The sequence below is a fragment of the Hoeflea prorocentri genome, assembly GCF_027944115.1.
In the GTDB taxonomy this organism is placed as follows: Bacteria; Pseudomonadota; Alphaproteobacteria; order Rhizobiales; family Rhizobiaceae; genus Hoeflea_A; species Hoeflea_A prorocentri.
On the sequence record NZ_JAPJZI010000001.1, the window covers coordinates 2,347,982 to 2,366,959 of the forward strand.

The following is an 18,978-nucleotide window of genomic DNA, read 5'->3' on the forward strand; positions in this document are numbered from 1 at the left end:
GTTCCTAGTCATCTGGAAGCACGGCCGTCGCCTCGATCTCGACCTTGGCCGCGTCATCCATCAGCGCGACCACCTGAACGACGGCCATGGCCGGAAAATGCCGGCCGATCACGCGGCGATAAGCAGCACCGAGTTCGCGCTGGCATGCGAGATATTCGGCTTTGTTCGTGATGTACCATGTCATGCGCACGATGTGTTCCGGACCGGCTCCGGCTTCCGCCAGGACGGCGACGATATTGCGGAAAACCTGCTCGCACTGACCGACAAAGTCATCGGTTTCAAAAACCTGGTCTGCATTCCAGCCGACGAGGCCGCCAGTGACGACAACGCGGCCGCTGGCCTCAATACCGTTGGCATAACCTTTTGCCGGTGCCCAACCTTCGGGATTTAGAGTTCTCATAATGCTCTTGCCTTCACTTGATACGTTCTTCCGGCCATCAGACCCCAAGAAAACGGTCCTGAATATCTTTGTTGAGATCGGATGGCGGACCATCCCATACACTGGTTCCACGCTCGAGAATCGAACAACGGTCCGCCACCTTCATGAGTTCCTTCAGCGTTTTGTCGACAATCAGGATCGACTGGCCCGCCATTTTCAATTGCGAAACCGCGGACCAGATTTCCCGCCGGATAACAGGCGCAAGGCCTTCAGTCGCCTCATCGAGGATAAGCAGTTTCGGGTTGGTCATGAGCGCCCGCCCAATGGCCAGCATCTGTTGTTCGCCACCCGACAGCGTGCTTGACGATTGCCGCTGGCGCTCCTTGAGGCGCGGAAACATCGCGTTGACCCGTTCCAGGGTCCATTCGCCCGGGCGCGCCGCCACCACCAGGTTTTCGTGCACCGTCAGATTGGGGAAACACCGCCGCCCCTCCGGCACCAGCCCTACGCCAAGCCGGGCAACCCGATGCGAGCGCAATGGGCCCAGGTCACGGCCGCGGAAACGAACGGAGCCGTGCCTGTAGGGCAGAATTTTGCAGGCCGAGCGTATGGTAGTCGTTTTGCCCATTCCGTTGCGGCCCATGAGGGCAACGACCTCTCCCTCGTCGACACTCAGATTGACGCTGAACAGCGCCTGGGAGCGTCCATAAAATGCCTGCAGGCCTTCGATCTCAAGCAGCATTATTCTTCCTCCCCGAGATAGGCTTCCCGCACATCCGGGTTGGAACGGATTTCTTCCACGCTGCCGCTGGCGATCACGCGGCCATAGACCAATACGGAAATACGGTCGGCAAGCGAGAAGACGGCTTCCATGTCGTGTTCGACCAGAAGAATCGGCACCTCGTGCCGAAGCGCATCGAGAAACTGCGTCAGGCTGCGTGAACCTTCCGGCCCCATGCCGGCCATGGGCTCATCCAGCAGGAGAAGCTGCGGTTTCAGCGCCAGCGCCATGGCCATTTCAAGCTGACGGCGCTCGCCATGAGAAAGCTCGGCAGCCGGAATATTTGCCCGTTCGGAAAGGTCGACGGCTTCCAGCTTCTCCATCGCGGCATCGATCAGTGCACGGTCACGCATGACCGGCCTGAAGAAGCGGAAGCTCGAGCCTTGCGTGCTTTGAACGCTCAACATGACATTGCGCAATGCCGAGAATTCCGGTGCAACGGACGAGACCTGGAATGTACGTCCAAGACCGCGGCGCACACGTTGAGCAACGGTCAGGGCGCCGATATCCTCACCGAGAAAACGAATATTGCCCCCATCCGGCGAGAGCGAACCGGCGACCTGGTGGATGAGCGTCGATTTGCCGGCGCCATTGGGTCCGATCAGGGCGTGGATTTCGCCTTCATGCACATCAAGCGAGACATTGTCCGTTGCCTTGAGCGCACCGAAACTCTTGCGCAGCGAGTTGAGTGACAGGACGGCTTCAGCCATGATCGCGTCTCCCCGCCAGGACTCCGATCACGCCGCCGCGTACAAACAACACAACGCAAAGCAGGATCAGTCCGAGGAAAAACTGCCAGTGCTCGGTGATACCGCCAAGGTAGAACTCCAGGACGATGAAAAGAGCTGCGCCAGCAAGCGGACCGAAAAGCCGGCCAACGCCTCCAAGAATCACAAAGATCATGATTTCGCCGGACAGGTGCCATGACAGCATCGACGGTCCGACAAAGCGGTTCAGGTCCGCAAACAGCGCACCGGCAAGCCCCGTCATGCAGGCGGAAATCACATAGGCCACAAGGCGGACATTGAAAGGCGCAATACCGGTTGCAGCCAGCCTGACTTCATTTTGACGCGCGACTTGCAGTGCAGCGCCGAAACGCGAGTCGCGCAGCCGGGCAGATAGGAACAGGCCAAGCATCAGCGCCGCATAACAGATAAGGAAGAACTCGATCGGATTGAGTGTGTTGAGCCCCGGAAAGCCGTTGCGCACGTAGAATGACAGCCCGTCCTCGCCGCCATAGGAGGGCCAGGAAATGGCGAAGTAGTAGATCATCTGGGCAAATGCCAGGGTGATCATGATGAAATAGACACCCGATGTGCGCAGCGCGATCATACCGATCGCCACCGCAACCAGCGCGCAAACAAGGATTGCGACAATCCAGATGACAATCATGTCGTTGGTGCCGGCGATGGTAAAGGGAACGGTGAGAAACGGCTCCTGGTTGAATGCATGGATGGCTAGAATGCCAGCCGCATAACCGCCAAGCCCGAAAAAGGCAGCATGGCCAAACGACACCATTCCGCCAAACCCCAGCGCCAGATTGAGACCGACACCGGCGAGAGCCAATATGGCAACACGCGTTGCCAGCGTGACGTAAAAGGTCTCATCGGCCCACAGTGCCAGGAATGGAACGGCCAGAAGGCCAAGTCCCAAAATCCAGTTGATGGCTGTTTCACGCTTCATCGTAACCTCACGCTCCAGCCGAAAACAGGCCCTGCGGTTTAACCGCAAGGATGATCGCCATGAGGATGTAGATGGCCATCGAAGCGAGCGCCGAGCCGACCGATGTCGCCTGCGAGGCCTCCATGAAGAGCGCAAAGAACTGCGGCAGGAGAATGCGGCCCAGCGTGTCGACAACCCCGACAAGGATGGCGCCGATCAGCGCGCCTTTGACCGAGCCGATCCCACCGATGACAATCACCACGAAGGCAAGGATCAGAACCGGCTCCCCCATGCCGACCTGTACCGACTGGATTGCTCCGACAAGCGCGCCCGCAAGCCCGGCAAGCGCCGCGCCAAGTGCAAACACAACGGTGTAGAGCGTGCGGATGTCGACACCCAGCGCACCGATCATTTCCCTGTCGGACTCCCCTGCCCTGATGCGCATGCCAAGCCGCGTACGCGAGATCAGCAGGTAAAGCCCAAAGGCAATCAAAAGACCTATGGCTATGATTGTCAGACGGTAGAGCGGGTACTCCGCCCCGCCCGGCAAGGTCACTGCACCCTGAAGCACAGGAGGAATATCCAGAAAGAGCGGGAACGAGCCGAAGACCCAGCGTGTACCTTCCGAGAAGATCAAGATAAGGGCAAAGGTCGCCAGCACCTGATCAAGATGATCGCGGTCATAGAGCCGCCGGATCACTGCAATCTCGACCACCGCGCCGGCGGCGGCGGCCCCGGCAAGGCTTGCGACCAGCCCCAGCCAGAAGGAGCCGGTTGCCAGCGCCACGGTCGCGCACAGGAATGCGCCGATCATGTAGAGCGAGCCATGAGCCAGATTGATCAGCCCCATGACACCGAAAACCAGCGTCAATCCGGCTGCCATCAAAAAGAGCATGACGCCGAACTGGATGCCGTTCAGCAATTGCTCCGTAAGAAGGACAAGTGTCATCGCTCGCGCAGCCTTTTAAGAAGCTCGTGATCAGTAAATGCGGACGAAAGTGACCCCTCCGCCCGCATCGTCATCTTAAAGCTTGCAGTCCCCGACATAGGCGCTGGAGCGGTCTTCCAGGCCAACGCCGACGATCTTGTTGGTCAGCACGTCCCCTTCCTTGATGACCTCACGGACATAGATGTCCTGGATCGGGTGCTGGTTGCTGTCGAACTTGAAGTCGCCCCTGACACTGTCGAAATCCGCTTCCTTCAAGGCGGCCCGGAAGGCATCGGCGTCCTTCACATCGGCTTTTTGCATCGCGGACAGGATCAGATTGGCCGTATCGTAACCCTGGCTCGCATAAAGCGACGGCAGACGGCCATATTCAGCTTGAAAAGCCTCGACAAAGGCCTTGTTCGCCGGATTGTCGATATCCTTCGACCATTGCGACGAGTTCTTGACGCCAAGCGCCGCATCACCGACTGCTTTCAGGATGCCCTGATCAAAGGAGAAGGCCGGTCCCATTACCGGAACGTCCACGCCGGACTGGGCATATTGCTTCATGAAAGCGATACCCATGCCGCCCGGCAGAAAGAAGAAGACGCTGTCGGCGTCCGAGGCACGGATTTGCGCGATCTCGGCGGCGTAGTCGGTCTGGCCGAGCTTGGTGTAGAGTTCACCTGCGACATCGCCTTCGTAAAAGCGCTTGAAGCCGGTCAGCGCGTCCTTGCCGGCCGGATAGTTGGGCGCAAGGATAAACGTGTTCTTGAAGCCGGCGCTGCTTGCATGACCGCCCATGGCCTCATGGAGATTGTCGTTTTGCCAGGCAACATTGAAGTAGTTCTCATGGCAGCCCTTGCCAGCCAGCATGGACGGGCCGGCATTGGGCGACAGGTAAAAGACGCCCTGCGCCACGGATGACGGCACCACGGCCATGGCAAGGTTGGACCAGATAATCCCGGTCAGTACGTCGACCTTTTCCTTCTGGATCATCTTGTCGGCGATCTGAACGGCGAGATCCGGCTTTCGTGCGTCGTCCTCCACGATCACTTCAAGATCCTTGTTGCCGGCCATTTTGGCCGCGAGCAGGAAACCGTCGCGCACATCGACACCGAGGCCGGAGCCACCGCCCGAAAGCGTGGTGATCATGCCCACCTTGACGGGCTCGGCATAAGCCGCGCCAACCGTCATCGACAGCCCGGTCAGACCGGCCAATAGCAGTTTCTTCATGTCATTCCTCCCTAGTTTTTCAATCTTGTTCTTTTAGTCTAAAGCGCTGAACCTTGCCAGTCTGTGTTTTTGGCAAGCTTTTGATAAACTTGACTGATCTAGGATATTTATAGGGAGCGATCGTCGCCTTCACATGGTCCTGCAGACGTTTGGCGGTTGCCTCATCGGCGGCCACGCCCTCGCGCAACACGATATGCGCTTCGACAATTTGCCCGCGCTCCTCATCAGCCGCGCCTATTACACCGCATTCGACAACGTCTTCATGGGCCAGTAGCGCAGCCTCGACCTCCGGGCCGGCAATATTATAGCCCGATGAAATGATCATGTCGTCGGCGCGGGCAACAAAATGGAAGACGCCGTCTTCATCCTGCATGAAGGCATCGCCTGTCAGGTTCCAGCCGTCGCGGACATAGTCCTGCTGACGGGTATCGTTGAGATAGCGGCAGCCTGTCGGCCCGCGCACGGCAAGCCTTCCGGGCTCCCCACGCGGTTTTTCGGTCATGTCGTCACCGACTATCTTGGCCTCATAACCCGTTACAGGCTTTCCGGTCGCGCCGGCCTGCGAACTCCCGATGCGGTTCGAAATGAAGATATGCAGAAGTTCCGTGGCCCCGATGCCATCGAGGATCGGTTTACCGGTCTTTTCACGCCACAGGTCATAGACCGGTGGCGGCAGCGTTTCGCCCGCCGACACGGCGATCCGAAGGGACGACAGATCGGCCCCCTCTTCCATCGCCGCAAGCATGGCACGATAGGCAGTTGGTGCAGTAAAACAGATCGTCGCCTTATAGGCCTGGATGATCTCGACCATGTTCGGCGGCGTCGCGCTTTCCAGCAGCGTCGCCGCCGCACCAAAACGCAGCGGGAAAATCGCCAGGCCGCCAAGACCGAAGGTGAAGGCAAGCGGCGGGGAGCCGACAAAAACGTCATCGGGCGTCACGCCGAGAACTTCGCGCGCATAGCCGTCAGCGATGATGAGCAGATCGCGATGGAAATGCATTGTGGCCTTCGGTTCGCCCGTGGTTCCGGAGGTAAACCCCAGTAGCGCCACATCGTCACGGCCGGTATCGACCGCGTCGAATTTGACCGGCTTGTTCAAGGCCACCCGGTCGAGTTCGGCATCATGGTTGGCCGTGCCGTCAAAGCCGATCACCTGCTCGAGGTGCTTGTTGTCCTTTGCACACTGCACCAACTCATCCATGAGCCGGGTGTCGCAAAGTGCCAGCGATATCTCGGCCTTGTCGACGATCTGGCCGAGTTCGGCCGCGCGCAGCATGGGCATGGTGTTGACCACCACCGCCCCGGCCTTGGTGGCGGCAAGCCAGCAGGCAACCATGGCCGGATTGTTGGCTGAACGGATGAGGACGCGATTGCCCGGTTTTACGCCATAATCCTCGACCAGCGCGTGGGCGATGCGATTGGTCCAGTCGGCCAGTTCCTTATAGGTCCGCCGGCGCCCATTGCCGATCAGAGCGGTGTGATCGGCAAAGCCTTTGTCGACCATCACATCGGTCAGCTCAACCCCGGCGTTGAGGCGATCAGGATAATCGAAGCCCGACAGATCAAGCTGCGGCCAGGTCTCAGCCGCCGGCAGATTGTCGCGGGTAAACGTATCGATATGGGCCGTCGGACCCAGATTCGTCTGTGTCATGATTTTGCTCCCGCACCGGCCAGAGCCTGCCGCGCAATCACGATTTTCTGTACATCCGAGGCGCCTTCATAGATGCGAAGCGCCCGAATATCCCGGTAAAGGCTCTCGACAATATGACCGCTGCGCACCCCGTCACCGCCGTGGATCTGTACGGCCTTGTCGATGACCTCCTGCGCCTTGTCGGTCGCGTAGAGCTTCGCCATGGCCGCTTCGCGGGTCACCCGCGCTGCGCCCATGTCCTTGGTCCACGCAGCGCGGTAAATCAGCAGCGCGGCGGCATCGACGTCGAGCGCCATGTCGGCAATGTGTCCCTGCACCATCTGCAGATCAAAGAGCGGCGCGCCGAACAGTTCGCGTTGCGACGCCCGGCTGACGGTCTCGTCAAGCGCGCGGCGGGCAAAGCCCAGCGCCGCCGCGCCGACCGTGGAGCGAAAAACATCAAGCACCGACATGGCAATGCGGAAACCGCCGCCGGCCTCGCCGATCAGGGCGCTGCCGGGAATTCGGCAGTTTTCGAAAGAAAGCCGTGCAAGCGGGTGAGGCGCGATCACATTGATCCGTTCGGCAATACTCAGACCCGGCGTATCCGCCGGGACGACGAAAGCACTGATGCCCTTGGCTCCCGGCGCCTCACCGGTGCGTGCGAAGACCGTGTAAATATCGGCAATACCGCCATTTGAAATCCAGGTCTTTTCCCCATTGAGGACAAAACCGTCACCATCGCGATGGGCCGACATTTCCATATTTGCGACATCGGATCCCGAGCGTGGTTCTGAAAGGGCAAACGCCGAGAGCGCCTTGCCTGTCCGTGTTCTGAAAAGCCATTCCCGTTGGTCAGGCGAACCAAAGAAGGATAACGCGCCCGTTCCAAGCCCCTGCATGGCAAAGACAAAATCGGCAAGCCCGTCGTGGCGGGCCAATATCTCGCGAGAGAGGCAGAGCGTGCGCACATCAAGCGCCGATGACTCATCTGCGGGATCGACTGCCGTTGGTGAAAGCCAGCCGGCCTCGCCCAGCCTGTCGGCAATCATCCGGCAGCTGGCATCGATCTCATTGTGGTCGATACCAGTAAGATTTTCACTCACCCAGGCATCGAACCGCTCGTAATAATCGCGGTGCCAATCTTCAAAAAAGGGCCAGTTGAGAAAGCTGCGATCCGCCATGGTCAGTCGCCCTCAAATATCGGCTTCTGCTTGGCGACAAAGGCATCGTAGGCACGCCGGAAGTCCTTTGTCTGCATACAGATTGCCTGCGCCTGCGCCTCAGCTTCGATGGCCTCATCAATGGACATTGCCCATTCCTGCTTCAGCATGGTCTTGGTCATCATGTGGCCGAAGTTGGGACCGGTGGCGAGACGCTGAGCGTAGGCCACGGCCTCTTTCTCCAGCGCATCGGCCTCGATCAGCCTGTTGAAAAAGCCCCATCGCTCACCTTCTTCGGCGCTCATGGTACGTCCGGTAAATAACAGCTCGTTTGCCCGGCCCTGACCGATAATACGCGGAAGGATCGCGCAGGCTCCCATATCGCAGGCGGCTAGCCCCACCCGCGTGAACAGGAAGGCTGTCTTTGCCTCGGACGTTGCAAAGCGGATGTCGGAGGCCATGGCGACAATTGCCCCGGCCCCGACGCACACACCGTCGACTGCTGCAATGATCGGCTTTCCGCATCCGATCATCGCCTTCACCAGATCGCCGGTCATACGGGTGAACTCCAGCAGCCCCTTCATGTCACGGTCGAGCAGCGGGCCGATAATATCATGGACGTCACCGCCGGAACAGAAATTGCCGCCATTGGAAGCAAACACGACGGCGTCCACATCGTCGGCATAGACCATTTCCCGGAACGTATCGCGCAGCTCCGCATAACTCTCGAAGGTCAGCGGGTTCTTGCGTTCAGGCCGGTCCAGCGTGATAACCGCCACGCTGCCATCCATACGCCAATTGAAATGTTGTGGCTTCAAATCTGCCAACGCACTCATCGTACCCGAACTCCCCTGATCTGCATGTTGTCGAGAAGCTCGACAAGAATGTCTGCGTCCTCATCGCTCAGCATGTTCAGCATCGATGCGATCCAGCCTTCATGCACCTGCGCCATGTGCGCGAACTCATTGCGGCCCGTTTCAGTCAATCGGACGATCATGGCCCTGCGATCGCCGCTGACCGGCACGCGCACGACAAAACCGTCGGTGACCAACCGCTCGACGATACCGGTGACGTTACCATTGGACACCATCAGCGCGGCGGACAAGGCGGTCATCTTCATGCCGCCCGGCTCGCGATAGAGCGCGGCCATGACGTCGAAGCGCGGAAGCGTGGTTGCGAACTCCACACGCAGGCGCTCGCGGATCTCCGCCTCCATCTGCCGGGAGATTTTAAGCATCCGCAGCCAGATCCGCAGTTTCTGCTTGTCGCGATCCGAACCGGTCAGTTCCGCGGCCGTCGTCATACTTCACCCCCTGAAACGGATATGGCCTGGCCGGTGATGGCGCCGGAATCAGGGCCGCACAGCCAAAGAACCGTGCGGGCAACTTCCTCGGGCTGAATGAACCGGCCCATCGGATTGGTTCTCAGCAACGCTTTTTCCGCGTCGGCGCGTTCCATTCCGGTTTTGTCCATTACGTTCTCCAGTGCCCGTGTGAGCATGGGTGTCTCGGTATATCCGGGACAAATGGCATTGACCGTTATGCCGCTTGTCGCAATCTCCATCGCCAGGGAACGGGTCAATCCGATCACACCATGTTTGGCGGCACAATAATGAGCCACATAGGGATAACCCCGCAGCCCCGCGACGGATGCTATCGAGATCATTCGACCCCAGTCTTTTCCCTCCATGGCGGCAAGCCCGCCATGCAGCGTCAGGAATGCGCCGGTCAGATTGACATCGATGGTCCGACGCCATTCCTCGACTTCAAGTTTTGCAAAGGGTGACGCCTCGGCGGCCCCGGCATTGGCAATGACAATATTCACACCGCCATGCTCTTCGCGCAGTGCAGAGAACAGCGATGCAACGCTATCGGGATCAGTCACATCGCAGGTTCTGGCTGAAATCCTGTCGGCCGATCCGGCGACCGCATCAAGCGCCTCACGCCGCCGGCCGCTGACGGTCACGGTCGCTCCCTTCTCGGCAAGAGCAAGAGCGATAGCCGCGCCAACACCCGAGCCGCCGCCGGTGACCACCGCATGCTTTCCGGATAATTTCGCCATCGCCTATACCCTGACGGTCTGGGTTTCGCCGCGTTCGGTCAAACGGACAAACTGGTCCCGACCGGCCAGGTAAGGCAGCGGCCAAGGCGTCTGGGCGTCCCCCATATAGGCGGCTGTGTGCAGCGTCCAATAGGGGTTAGAAAGATGCGGACGCGCCAGACAGACGAGATCTGCCCGCCCCGCCATCAGGATCGAATTGACATGATCGGCTTCATAGATGTTGCCGACGGCCATGGTCGCCATGTCGGCCTCGTTGCGTATCCGGTCGGAAAAAGGCGTCTGGAACATGCGGCCATAAACCGGCTGCGCCTGGATGGACGTCTGTCCCGCCGATACGTCGCAGATATCAACACCGGCCTCTTTCAGCATGGCGGCAATCGCCACCGCCTCGCCCGGCGTTACACCCTGTTCGCCGACCCAGTCATTGGCGGAAATCCTGACGGAAATCGGCTTTTCGTCCGGCCATGCGGCGCGCACGGCGCGGTAGACTTCAAGCGGATAGCGCATGCGGTTTTCAAGCGATCCGCCGTATTCATCGTCGCGCCGGTTCGTCAGCGGCGTAATGAAGGACGACAGGAGATAGCCGTGGGCCGCATGGATCTCCAGCATGTCGAATCCACAGGCATCGGCCATTCCGGCAGCCGCAACAAACTGGCTGGTCACCCGGTCCATATCTTCACGGTCCATGGGCTTCGGTTTCTGGTTGTCAGGCGACCAGGCAACATCGGACGCAGAGATAATGGGCCAGTTGCCGTCCTTGAGCGGGGCATCCATCTGTTCCCAACCAAGCTGCGTGGACCCCTTGGCTCCCGAATGGCCGAGCTGCATGCAGATCTTTGCAGGTGTCTGCGAATGGACAAATTCAACGATACGACGCCACGCCGCCTCATGCTCGGGCGCATAGGTTCCCGGACATCCGGGCGTGATGCGCCCTTCCGGGCTGACACAGGTCATTTCGGTATAGATCAGCGATGCACCACCCTTCGCACGCTCGCCGTAGTGAACGAGATGCCAATCGGTCGGGCAGCCATCGACGGCCTTGTATTGGGCCATGGGCGAGACAACCACGCGGTTGTGCAAATCCATGTCGCGCAGCCTGTAAGGCGCGAACATGGGTGCGCGGTGCCCGTTGGCTCCGGCCCTGGCCTGGAACCATCCTTCCGCGCGCTCCATCCAGTCCTTGTCGCGAATGCGCAGATTCTCATGGCTGATGCGTTGCGAGCGCGTCAGCAGGGAATAGTTGAACTGAACCGGGTCGAGATGCAGATAACGCTCCACATTCTCAAACCATTCGGTCGAGTTGCGCGCCGCGGACTGAAGGCGCAGGACCTCGACACGCCGCTCATCCTCATAACGCTCAAAGGCAGCGCTCATGGACGGTTCGCTGTGCAGATAATCCGCCAGCGCGACGGCGCTCTCCATCGCAAGTTTTGATCCCGAACCGATCGAGAAATGCGCTGTTGCCGCGGCATCACCGAGAAGCACGATGTTTTCGTGCGACCAACGTTCACAAAGCACCCTTGGGAAATTGAGCCATGCGGATCCGCGAATATGATTGGCGTTCGACATCAGGGGATGGCCGCCCAGATGTTTGGCGAAAATCCGCTCGCAGGTCGCGATGGATTCTTCCTGGCTCATCTCGCCGAAGCCGAACTTCTCCCATGTCTCCTCACGACATTCGACGATGAAGGTCGCCGTGTCGGCATCGAACTGGTAGGCATGAGCCCAGATCCAGCCATGCTCGGTTTCCTCAAAGATGAATGTGAACGCATCGTCGAATTTCTGATGGGTGCCGAGCCAGACGAACTTGCATTTGCGGACATCGATTTCCGGACGGAACGTGCCGGAAAATTCTTCACGTGTTCTTGAGTTCAGGCCGTCGGAGGCGACAACGAGATCATAGTCTTTCGCATAGGCGGCGGCACTGTCGATTTCCGTTTCGAAACGCAGATCGACGCCAAGCTCTCTTGCCCTTTGCTGCAGGATCAAAAGAAGCTGGCGGCGGCCGATGCCGCAAAAACCGTGTCCCGTGGATAGCTGTGTTGTGCCGCGATAGTGGACGGCGATATCGTCCCAGTAGGCAAAATGATTGCGGATCTGCTTTGCGCTTTCGGGATCGTTGCCCTCGAAATTGTCGAGCGTCTCATCCGAGAAGACCACGCCCCAACCGAATGTATCGTCGGGTTTGTTGCGCTCGAACACCACCACCTCATGGGCGGGATCGCGCAGTTTCATACTGATTGCGAAATATAGGCCGGCCGGCCCTCCTCCAAGGCATGCAATACGCATCGGCACATTCCTGTCATTACATCGTTGGGCACCGCAGCGGCGGGCACAGGAAACTTTCTACGCCCAAATGGTGCCACTCCTCCAAATTTATTTCAAGCTTAAAATTTTTAGGCTCAACATATTTTTGGTTCGGTGACGAACGATACCGGATTGCTGGAAACTGCGCGGTGTTACCTACGGGGTGCGCAAAAGCCGCTTTGGGGAAATTTCATCGATATCAAAACCGAAATCAGTCAATTGCGGCCCGGAAGTTGTCGATTTTATCATTCCGGCGGCCAGTTGCGACAGACCGGGCGCTGATTGAATACCGTAACCGCCGTGACCGGCGAGCCAGAACAGGCCGTCCACCGTTTCATCATAGCCGCAGACCGGCACACCGTCGGCAACAAAGCTGCGCAGCCCCGCCCAGCAATGCTCCACCCGGTGCACGTCAAGTGCAAATGCCTTCTGTATCCGGTCGATACAGATCGCTACGTCAATTTCCTCGGGCTGTGCGTCACAAGGGGCCGAAGGTGTCTCGTCAGCCGGAGAGATCAGAAGACGGCCGGCATCCGGTTTCAGGTAGAATTGCTCGTCGACATCGACGACGGCCGCCCAATTGGCGGGGTCAAGCCCGCTGGGCGCGGCGACGGTAAGCGCCGTGCGCCTTTTGGGCACCAGGCCAACCGGCTCTGCGCCGAATATGGAAGCCAGTTCATCCGCCCACGCGCCGGCCGCGTTGACAACGATCGGTGCGCAAACAGTGCTGCGACGGGTCGTCAGTTCCCAGACCCCGTCCTCACGCCGAGCCGCATTGACGGCGGCATCGACAAGCAGCTCTCCGCCCCGGCTGCGCAGACCGCGTAAATAGCCATGATGCAGGGCGTGCACGTCGATATCGCTTGCCAGTTCTTCGTAGAGTGCGGCCTGCGCATAGTTCGGCCGCAACAAAGGCACCAACTCCGTCACCGCAGCAGCATCGGACACCGCTGTCACCGGCGCACCGCGAAGACGGTCGGTCAATCGCTCAAAGCTTTCATTCTGATCGGCGCGGGCGACATACAGGACACCCCGCTGCGACAAAAGCGGCTGATCTCCGAACGTCTCCGGAGGGTTCTCAAAGAAAGGCCGTGACCGACGGGTCAGGGCCCGGATCGGCCCCGGGCCATAAACCTCCGAGAAGACGGCGGCCGAGCGCCCGGTCGCGTGATAGCCTGGATGGCTCTCCATCTCCAGGATGGCCACGTGGGCATCGCCCGCCAACTCATAGGCGAGCGAAGCCCCGGCCATTCCGGCGCCGATAACGGCGATGTCGAAATGACGACGGGATGTCTGTGTCAATACCGGCTCCGCTTTCGAAAACCCGCAGGATGGAGCCCGCGGGAATTGTATCCGAGTCAAACAACCGGCAGTTTATTCACTCTTATGAAAATGCAAAGAGTACAATTTCACCGAACGTCGTTTATTGCCTGATCTGCTCATTTGTCGGATCATAAAGCGGCTTCAGGCTGGCTGTTGCGGCAACACGCCGCCCGGCGACTTCGATCTCGAACTGCGAGGCCAGCATGTCCTTGGCGCTTTCACCCTCTCGCACGGGGACATAGCCAAGACCGACCGCGCCGCCAAGATGGTGACCGTAATTTCCGGATGTCAGATAACCGACCACTTCACCGTCGCGCACGATGGGTTCGGTGTGAAACAAAAGTGGCTCCGGATCGTTGAGCAGGAACTGAACCAGCCGGTTCTTCAATCCCTCTTCCTTGCGCGCAACCACGGCATCCCGGCCAATGAACGGGCCGAACTTGCCATCTTCCTTGGCCGTCTTGACCGCGAAACCGAGACCAGCTTCCAACACATGGTCTTCATCCGTGACATCGTGACCGAAATGCCGGTAACCTTTTTCCATGCGGCAACTGTCGAGCACATGCATGCCGGCAAGGCGCAGGCCCTCTCCCTCGCCCGCTTCCATGACCGTGTCGAAGACATGCCGGGCCATATCGGCCGAGACGTAGATTTCCCAGCCAAGTTCACCGACATAGGTGATGCGGTGCGCCCGCACCGTTACCATGCCTAGCTCTATGGTCTGAAACGTTCCGAACGGGAATGCCTCCTTCGACAGATCAGCCGGCGTCACTTTCTGCAGGATTTTACGGGCATTCGGGCCCATGACGCCAAGGACTGCTTCGGCGGCGGTCATGTCGACCGCGATGCATCTTGCTTCCTCGGGGATATGCCGTTTGAGCCAGGTGAAGTCACGCGTGCCGACGGCGGCGCCGGTGATGACCATAAACCTGTCGGCTGCAAGGCGTGAGACCGTGAGGTCCGCCTCGATGCCGCCGCGCTCGTTAAGCCATTGGGTATAGACAATGCGTCCGGGTTCAACGTTGATGTCGTTGCCGCAGATGCGCTGCAGAACATCCATCGCATCCGGCCCCTCGACGAGGAACTTGCCGAATGCCGACAGGTCAAAGGCTCCCGCCTTTTCGCGCACGGCGCGGTGTTCTTCGGCGGCGTAACCGAACCAGTTCTGCCGGCCCCAGCTATATTCATATTCGGGTTTGACACCCTTTTTGAGATCGTCCGCAGGCACGAACCAGTGCGGCCGCTCCCAGCCGGCAGTTTCGCCGAAGCAGGCGCCGCGTTCAGCCATCTTGTCGTGGAATGGCGTGTGACGAATGTCGCGGGCGGTCTCGTACTGCCGGTAGGGAAAGTGATCGGCATAGAGCAGACCGAGCGTTTCGGTCACGCGGTTCTTCAGATAGGTCCGGTTGCCCTGGTAGGGCGACATGCGGCGGATATCGACATCCCAGAGATCGAAAGGCGGCGCGCTGTCGACGATCCATTCGGCAAGCGCCTTTCCGGCACCGCCGGCAGACTGGATGCCGACGGAGTTGAAACCGGCGGCGACAAAGAAGTTTTCCACTTCCGGCGACGGTCCGAGGATATAGCGATCGTCCGGCGTAAAGCTCTCCGGACCATTGAAGAAGGTGTGAATGCCGGCGGTTTCAAGAAGTGGCAGACGCTCGACGGCCTGTTCAAGGACCGGCTGGAAGTGATCGAAATCCTCCGGCAGTTCATCGAAGCAGAAATCGTCCGGAATGCCGTCCATGCCCCAGGGTTTGGATACCGGCTCGAAAGCACCGAGCAGGATCTTGCCCGCATCCTCCTTGTAATAGGCGCATTCATCGGGGACACGCAGCACCGGCAGGTTGCCCGGCAGGTCCTGAACCGCTTCGGTCAGAATATAGAAATGCTCGCAGGCATGCAGCGGAACGTTGACGCCGGCCATGCGGCCCACCTCATGCGCCCACATACCGGCGCAATTGACCACGATATCAGCGCTGATCTCGCCCTTGTCTGTCAGCGCACCGGTTGCACGGCCGTCCCTGATGTGGATCGCCTCAACCTTTGTATTTTCAAAGACCTTGACGCCCTTTTGGCGAGCACCGCGCGCCAACGCCATTGCAATGTTCGCCGGATCGCCCTGCCCGTCCAGCGGAATGTGCAGGCCACCGACCACGCCATCCGTATTCAGATAGGGATACATATCGCCGCAGTCTTTCGTGGTGAGCACATTGACGTCCACGCCATGGGTCTTGGCCATGGACGCGTTGCGCAGGAATTCCTCCATGCGGTGCTCGCTCGTTGCGACAGCCAGCGATCCGTTGCGCTTGAAGCCGGTCGCAATGCCGGTCTCTTCCTCCAGCTTGCCGTAGAGTTCCTGGCTGTATTTGGCGAGGCGCGTCATGTTGATGGTCGCCCGCAATTGCGCAATCAGCCCCGCCGCATGCCAGGTGGTGCCGCAGGTCAGCTGCTTGCGCTCCACCAGAACCACATCGGTCCATCCGAGATGGGCCAAATGATAGGCAACGGAGCATCCGACCACGCCGCCGCCAATGATGAGTACCTGAGTATTCTTGGGAAAGTCTGCCATCGTTGTCTCCCGGCAAAAAATGGCCAAGATGCCTTCGTGAAATTTTCGGCATTATTTTCACGAAACAGAGAAAACGTCCAGACGGTCAGAAGAAATTTTTTCGCCTAGTCCGCACCGGAGAAAGTGCCGGGATTTTCACGCGAAATCATCGCCGCGAAAACGGTTGCGGATCAACCCATATCGGAGCACAGCTTGGCCAGCGCCACAGACGCAAGCCGCGCCTCCGCCGGGTCGGCACGGCTTGTTAAAACGATGGGGATGCGCCCGCCAAGCACGACGCCGGCTGCACAGGCGGAGCTGAAATAGACCATCATCTTAAACAGCGCGTTTCCCGTCTCGATATTGGGCACGAGAAGAATATCGGCGTGACCGGCGACAGGATTTTCAATTCCCTTGAGTTCTGCCGCGGCCGGCGAAACGGCATTGTCAAATGCCAGGGGCCCGCAGACATCGGCATCTTTGACTTCTGTCGCCGCCCAATCGGACAATTCCGCTGCCTCCATGCTTGACGGCATTTGCGGCAATGGCGTTTCGGTGGCTGAAAGAATCGCGACCCTGGGACGTTCGATCCCGACGGCACGGGCGAGACCGACCGCATTGACGATCGCCGCCTTTTTGGTCGTTGCGTCCGGCGCGATGTTCACCGCGGCGTCCGTGATGATCAGCGGCCGGTCATCTCCTGGAACCGTCATGTGGAAACAATGGGTCATCCGGCGCCCGGATTGGCGAATGCCGATCTCGCCCTTAAGCAAGGCCGACATATAGGCATCGGTGTGTACATGGCCTTTGACCACCATGCCGATATCGGATTGTGAGGCACGTAGTGCCGCCTTGCGCGCAACATCTTCATCGCCCGAGGCCTCAATCAGTTCGACATCATCCAGGCTGAAGCCGATCTTGCCGGCAATCGCCTTGATCTGCGATGTCTCGCCAACCAGAACGGGAACAATGAGGCTTGACTCGACAGCGTCGCGAACACTTTCGATGACCACGTCCCGGTGTGCGCCGACGATAACGGCCTTGCTGGCGCTGCCGCCTTTGGCACGCTGCATGAGGCCTGCAGGAAGTTCAACCGGCTTGTCGCTGATCATTTGGCTTCAATCTCCTGAATGAGTATCTGACATCGTTCTGGCTCCACCTGCAATGCAACTGGCCCCTCTGGCCTCCCGGCCGCACTCCATAGCCCCGAGGGAGGGCTTTGGACATTCCGCAAGAGACAACAGCTTGACACCCGTTACCACAACAAGCGCGGTCACTGCCTATTGTGTGGAGGCAAACCGGCGGCCAAGGCGGGCCAGACATGTACCTGCCTTTCGCTCCCGTCCATAACCAGTCGAAAAAAAACTTCAGTCCAGACCTTGATCTGGTCCACTATTTTGGCCTCATATTAGGACCAGTCTGGTTCGACCAGCGAAACGTCACCGGATAGTCAGGGCAAGCTGAACCTCATGCGCAACTCGTTATTTCATATCGAACGGATGGAGATGACCACGCTTCAGACGCAGATTCGCGAGATGCTGGTATCTGCCATGCTCTCCGGACAACTGCCGATAGGCGCTCCAATCCCCTCTACCCGTGCGATGGCCAAGCGGCTCAAAGTGTCGCGCAACACCGTCATGCTTGCCTACCAGGCCCTGGCCTCCGACGGCTATCTGATCGCCAGGGAGCGCTCGGGCTTTTATGTCTCGCCCAATATCCATGATGGAACAGTTGCCGGCCTTCCCCAGCCGACACCATCTGTGGAGGATGAACCCGAGCCCGATTGGGACGGCCGGTTCAGGGTTCAGCCGAGCGGACAGGTCAATATCGAGAAACCGGTAAACTGGCACGACTACCCCTACCCCTTTATCTATGGTCAGGCAGACGCGGCGTTGTTTCCGATCGCGGCCTGGCGCGACTGCATGCGCCAGTCGATGGGCAGGAAATGGCTGGATGCCTGGACCAATGATCACTTTGCCGAGGATGACCGTATCCTCATCGAACAGATCCGCCAGCGCATACTGACCCGCAGGGGTATTCTGGCAAACCCCGACGAGATCCTCGTCACCCTCGGAGCGCAAAACGCGCTTTACATTCTGTCCAGCCTTCTGGTGAAGCGGAACACGACCGTTGCAATCGAGGATCCCGGCTATCCGGACATTCGCAACATCTTCCAGCTGCGCACCGAGCATATCCGACATGTCCCGGTTGATGGCGACGGCATCACGATCGGCGAGGAGCTGATGGGATCGGAACTGGTGTTCGTGACGCCAAGCCACCAGTACCCGACCAATGCCACTATGAGCCTGGAACGCCGCAAGGCCCTGCTTGATTGGGCGGCAACCAACAACAGCCTGATCATCGAAGATGATTACGAGTTCGAGACCAATTATGAGGGCGAGCCGACACCGGCGCTCAAATCCCTCGATCACGGACAGCGGGTGCTTTATGTGGGCAGCCTGTCGAAATCGCTTATGCCGGGGTTGCGCATGGGCTTCATGGTTGCTCCCGCCGCGCTGATCCGCGAGGCGCGGGCATTGCGGCGTCTCATGCTGCGCCATCCCCCGGGCAACAATCAGGGCGTTGTGGCGCTGTTTCTTGCCCTCGGCCACCACGACACGCTGATCGGACGGCTGCACCGCAGTTACCGCAGCCGGTGGATCGCCATGGGCAACGCATTGGAGAAACACTTTCCCGGCTGGGCCGAAACACCGGGTTTCGGCGGCACCTCCTATTGGGTCAAGGGTCCCAAATGGCTGGACAGTACGGTGCTTGCCGCGCGCGCGCTCGAAGAAGGCATCATCATTGAGCCGGGCGATATCTATTTCTCCGAACCGGACAAACACCGCAACTATTTCAGGCTGGGTTTTTCGTCGATTGCCGAGGAGCGTATCGAACCCGGCATTGAACGCCTGGCCGGAATTGTCCGCCGCATGGAATCGGATTGACCGGCGCTGGTT

16 protein-coding genes are annotated in these 18,978 nt (G+C 59.3%); 1 reads left to right on the top strand and 15 read right to left on the bottom strand.

The window, feature by feature from the left end; genetic code table 11:
- Positions 1-4: 4 nt before the first annotated feature.
- The 15 genes from OQ273_RS11065 to OQ273_RS11135 all read right to left on the bottom strand — a co-directional run bounded on the left by OQ273_RS11065 (position 5) and on the right by OQ273_RS11135 (position 17,130).
- Positions 5-400, bottom strand: coding sequence for a RidA family protein (locus OQ273_RS11065; RefSeq protein WP_267990562.1), 396 nt, complete (start codon positions 398-400; stop codon positions 5-7).
- Between the two features lie 37 nt (positions 401-437).
- A complete protein-coding gene (locus OQ273_RS11070) occupies positions 438-1,124 on the bottom strand; it encodes an ABC transporter ATP-binding protein (protein ID WP_267993081.1) in 687 nt (228 codons plus the stop codon).
- Entirely contained in the window at positions 1,121-1,870 is a 750-nt protein-coding gene (locus OQ273_RS11075; protein ID WP_267990563.1) for an ABC transporter ATP-binding protein, read from the bottom strand. The genes OQ273_RS11070 and OQ273_RS11075 overlap by 4 nt, the downstream gene beginning before the upstream one ends.
- Complete coding sequence (locus OQ273_RS11080; RefSeq protein ID WP_267990564.1) at positions 1,863-2,843, bottom strand: branched-chain amino acid ABC transporter permease; 981 nt, start codon at positions 2,841-2,843, stop codon at positions 1,863-1,865. Before OQ273_RS11080 ends, OQ273_RS11075 begins: the two co-directional genes overlap by 8 nt.
- Positions 2,844-2,850: 7 nt before the next feature.
- Positions 2,851-3,771 (bottom strand): branched-chain amino acid ABC transporter permease, encoded by a 921-nt coding sequence (locus tag OQ273_RS11085; RefSeq protein ID WP_267990565.1) that lies wholly within the window; start codon positions 3,769-3,771, stop codon positions 2,851-2,853.
- A 75-nt stretch (positions 3,772-3,846) separates the two neighbouring features.
- Complete coding sequence (locus tag OQ273_RS11090) at positions 3,847-4,983, bottom strand: ABC transporter substrate-binding protein (RefSeq protein WP_267990566.1); 1,137 nt, start codon at positions 4,981-4,983, stop codon at positions 3,847-3,849.
- Positions 4,984-5,002: 19 nt separating this feature from the next.
- Positions 5,003-6,634, bottom strand: a complete 1,632-nt coding sequence (locus OQ273_RS11095; RefSeq protein ID WP_267990567.1) for an AMP-binding protein — start codon at positions 6,632-6,634, stop codon at positions 5,003-5,005.
- A complete protein-coding gene (locus OQ273_RS11100) occupies positions 6,631-7,797 on the bottom strand; it encodes an acyl-CoA dehydrogenase family protein (RefSeq protein ID WP_267990568.1) in 1,167 nt (388 codons plus the stop codon). The genes OQ273_RS11095 and OQ273_RS11100 overlap by 4 nt, the downstream gene beginning before the upstream one ends.
- A gap of 2 nt (positions 7,798-7,799) precedes the next feature.
- The gene (locus tag OQ273_RS11105; protein ID WP_267990569.1) at positions 7,800-8,612 is read right to left on the bottom strand and encodes an enoyl-CoA hydratase family protein; all 813 of its coding nucleotides are present in this window, start codon (positions 8,610-8,612) and stop codon (positions 7,800-7,802) included.
- On the bottom strand, positions 8,609-9,079 hold the full coding sequence (locus OQ273_RS11110; protein ID WP_267990570.1) for a MarR family winged helix-turn-helix transcriptional regulator: 471 nt from the start codon (positions 9,077-9,079) through the stop codon (positions 8,609-8,611). Before OQ273_RS11110 ends, OQ273_RS11105 begins: the two co-directional genes overlap by 4 nt.
- A complete protein-coding gene (locus OQ273_RS11115; protein WP_267990571.1) occupies positions 9,076-9,837 on the bottom strand; it encodes an SDR family NAD(P)-dependent oxidoreductase in 762 nt (253 codons plus the stop codon). Before OQ273_RS11115 ends, OQ273_RS11110 begins: the two co-directional genes overlap by 4 nt.
- Before the next feature lie 3 nt (positions 9,838-9,840).
- The gene (locus OQ273_RS11120; protein WP_267990572.1) at positions 9,841-12,126 is read right to left on the bottom strand and encodes a bifunctional salicylyl-CoA 5-hydroxylase/oxidoreductase; all 2,286 of its coding nucleotides are present in this window, start codon (positions 12,124-12,126) and stop codon (positions 9,841-9,843) included.
- A gap of 174 nt (positions 12,127-12,300) precedes the next feature.
- Complete coding sequence (locus OQ273_RS11125; RefSeq protein WP_267990573.1) at positions 12,301-13,446, bottom strand: NAD(P)/FAD-dependent oxidoreductase; 1,146 nt, start codon at positions 13,444-13,446, stop codon at positions 12,301-12,303.
- Between the two features lie 121 nt (positions 13,447-13,567).
- Entirely contained in the window at positions 13,568-16,039 is a 2,472-nt protein-coding gene (locus OQ273_RS11130; RefSeq protein WP_267990574.1) for a GcvT family protein, read from the bottom strand.
- Positions 16,040-16,209: 170 nt separating this feature from the next.
- Positions 16,210-17,130, bottom strand: a complete 921-nt coding sequence (locus tag OQ273_RS11135) for a bifunctional enoyl-CoA hydratase/phosphate acetyltransferase (protein WP_267990575.1) — start codon at positions 17,128-17,130, stop codon at positions 16,210-16,212.
- 357 nt (positions 17,131-17,487) lie between these two features.
- On the opposite strand from OQ273_RS11135, the gene pdxR reads away from it, so the two are divergent.
- A complete protein-coding gene (gene pdxR, locus OQ273_RS11140) occupies positions 17,488-18,966 on the top strand; it encodes a MocR-like pyridoxine biosynthesis transcription factor PdxR (protein ID WP_267990576.1) in 1,479 nt (492 codons plus the stop codon).
- Positions 18,967-18,978: the final 12 nt, after the last annotated feature.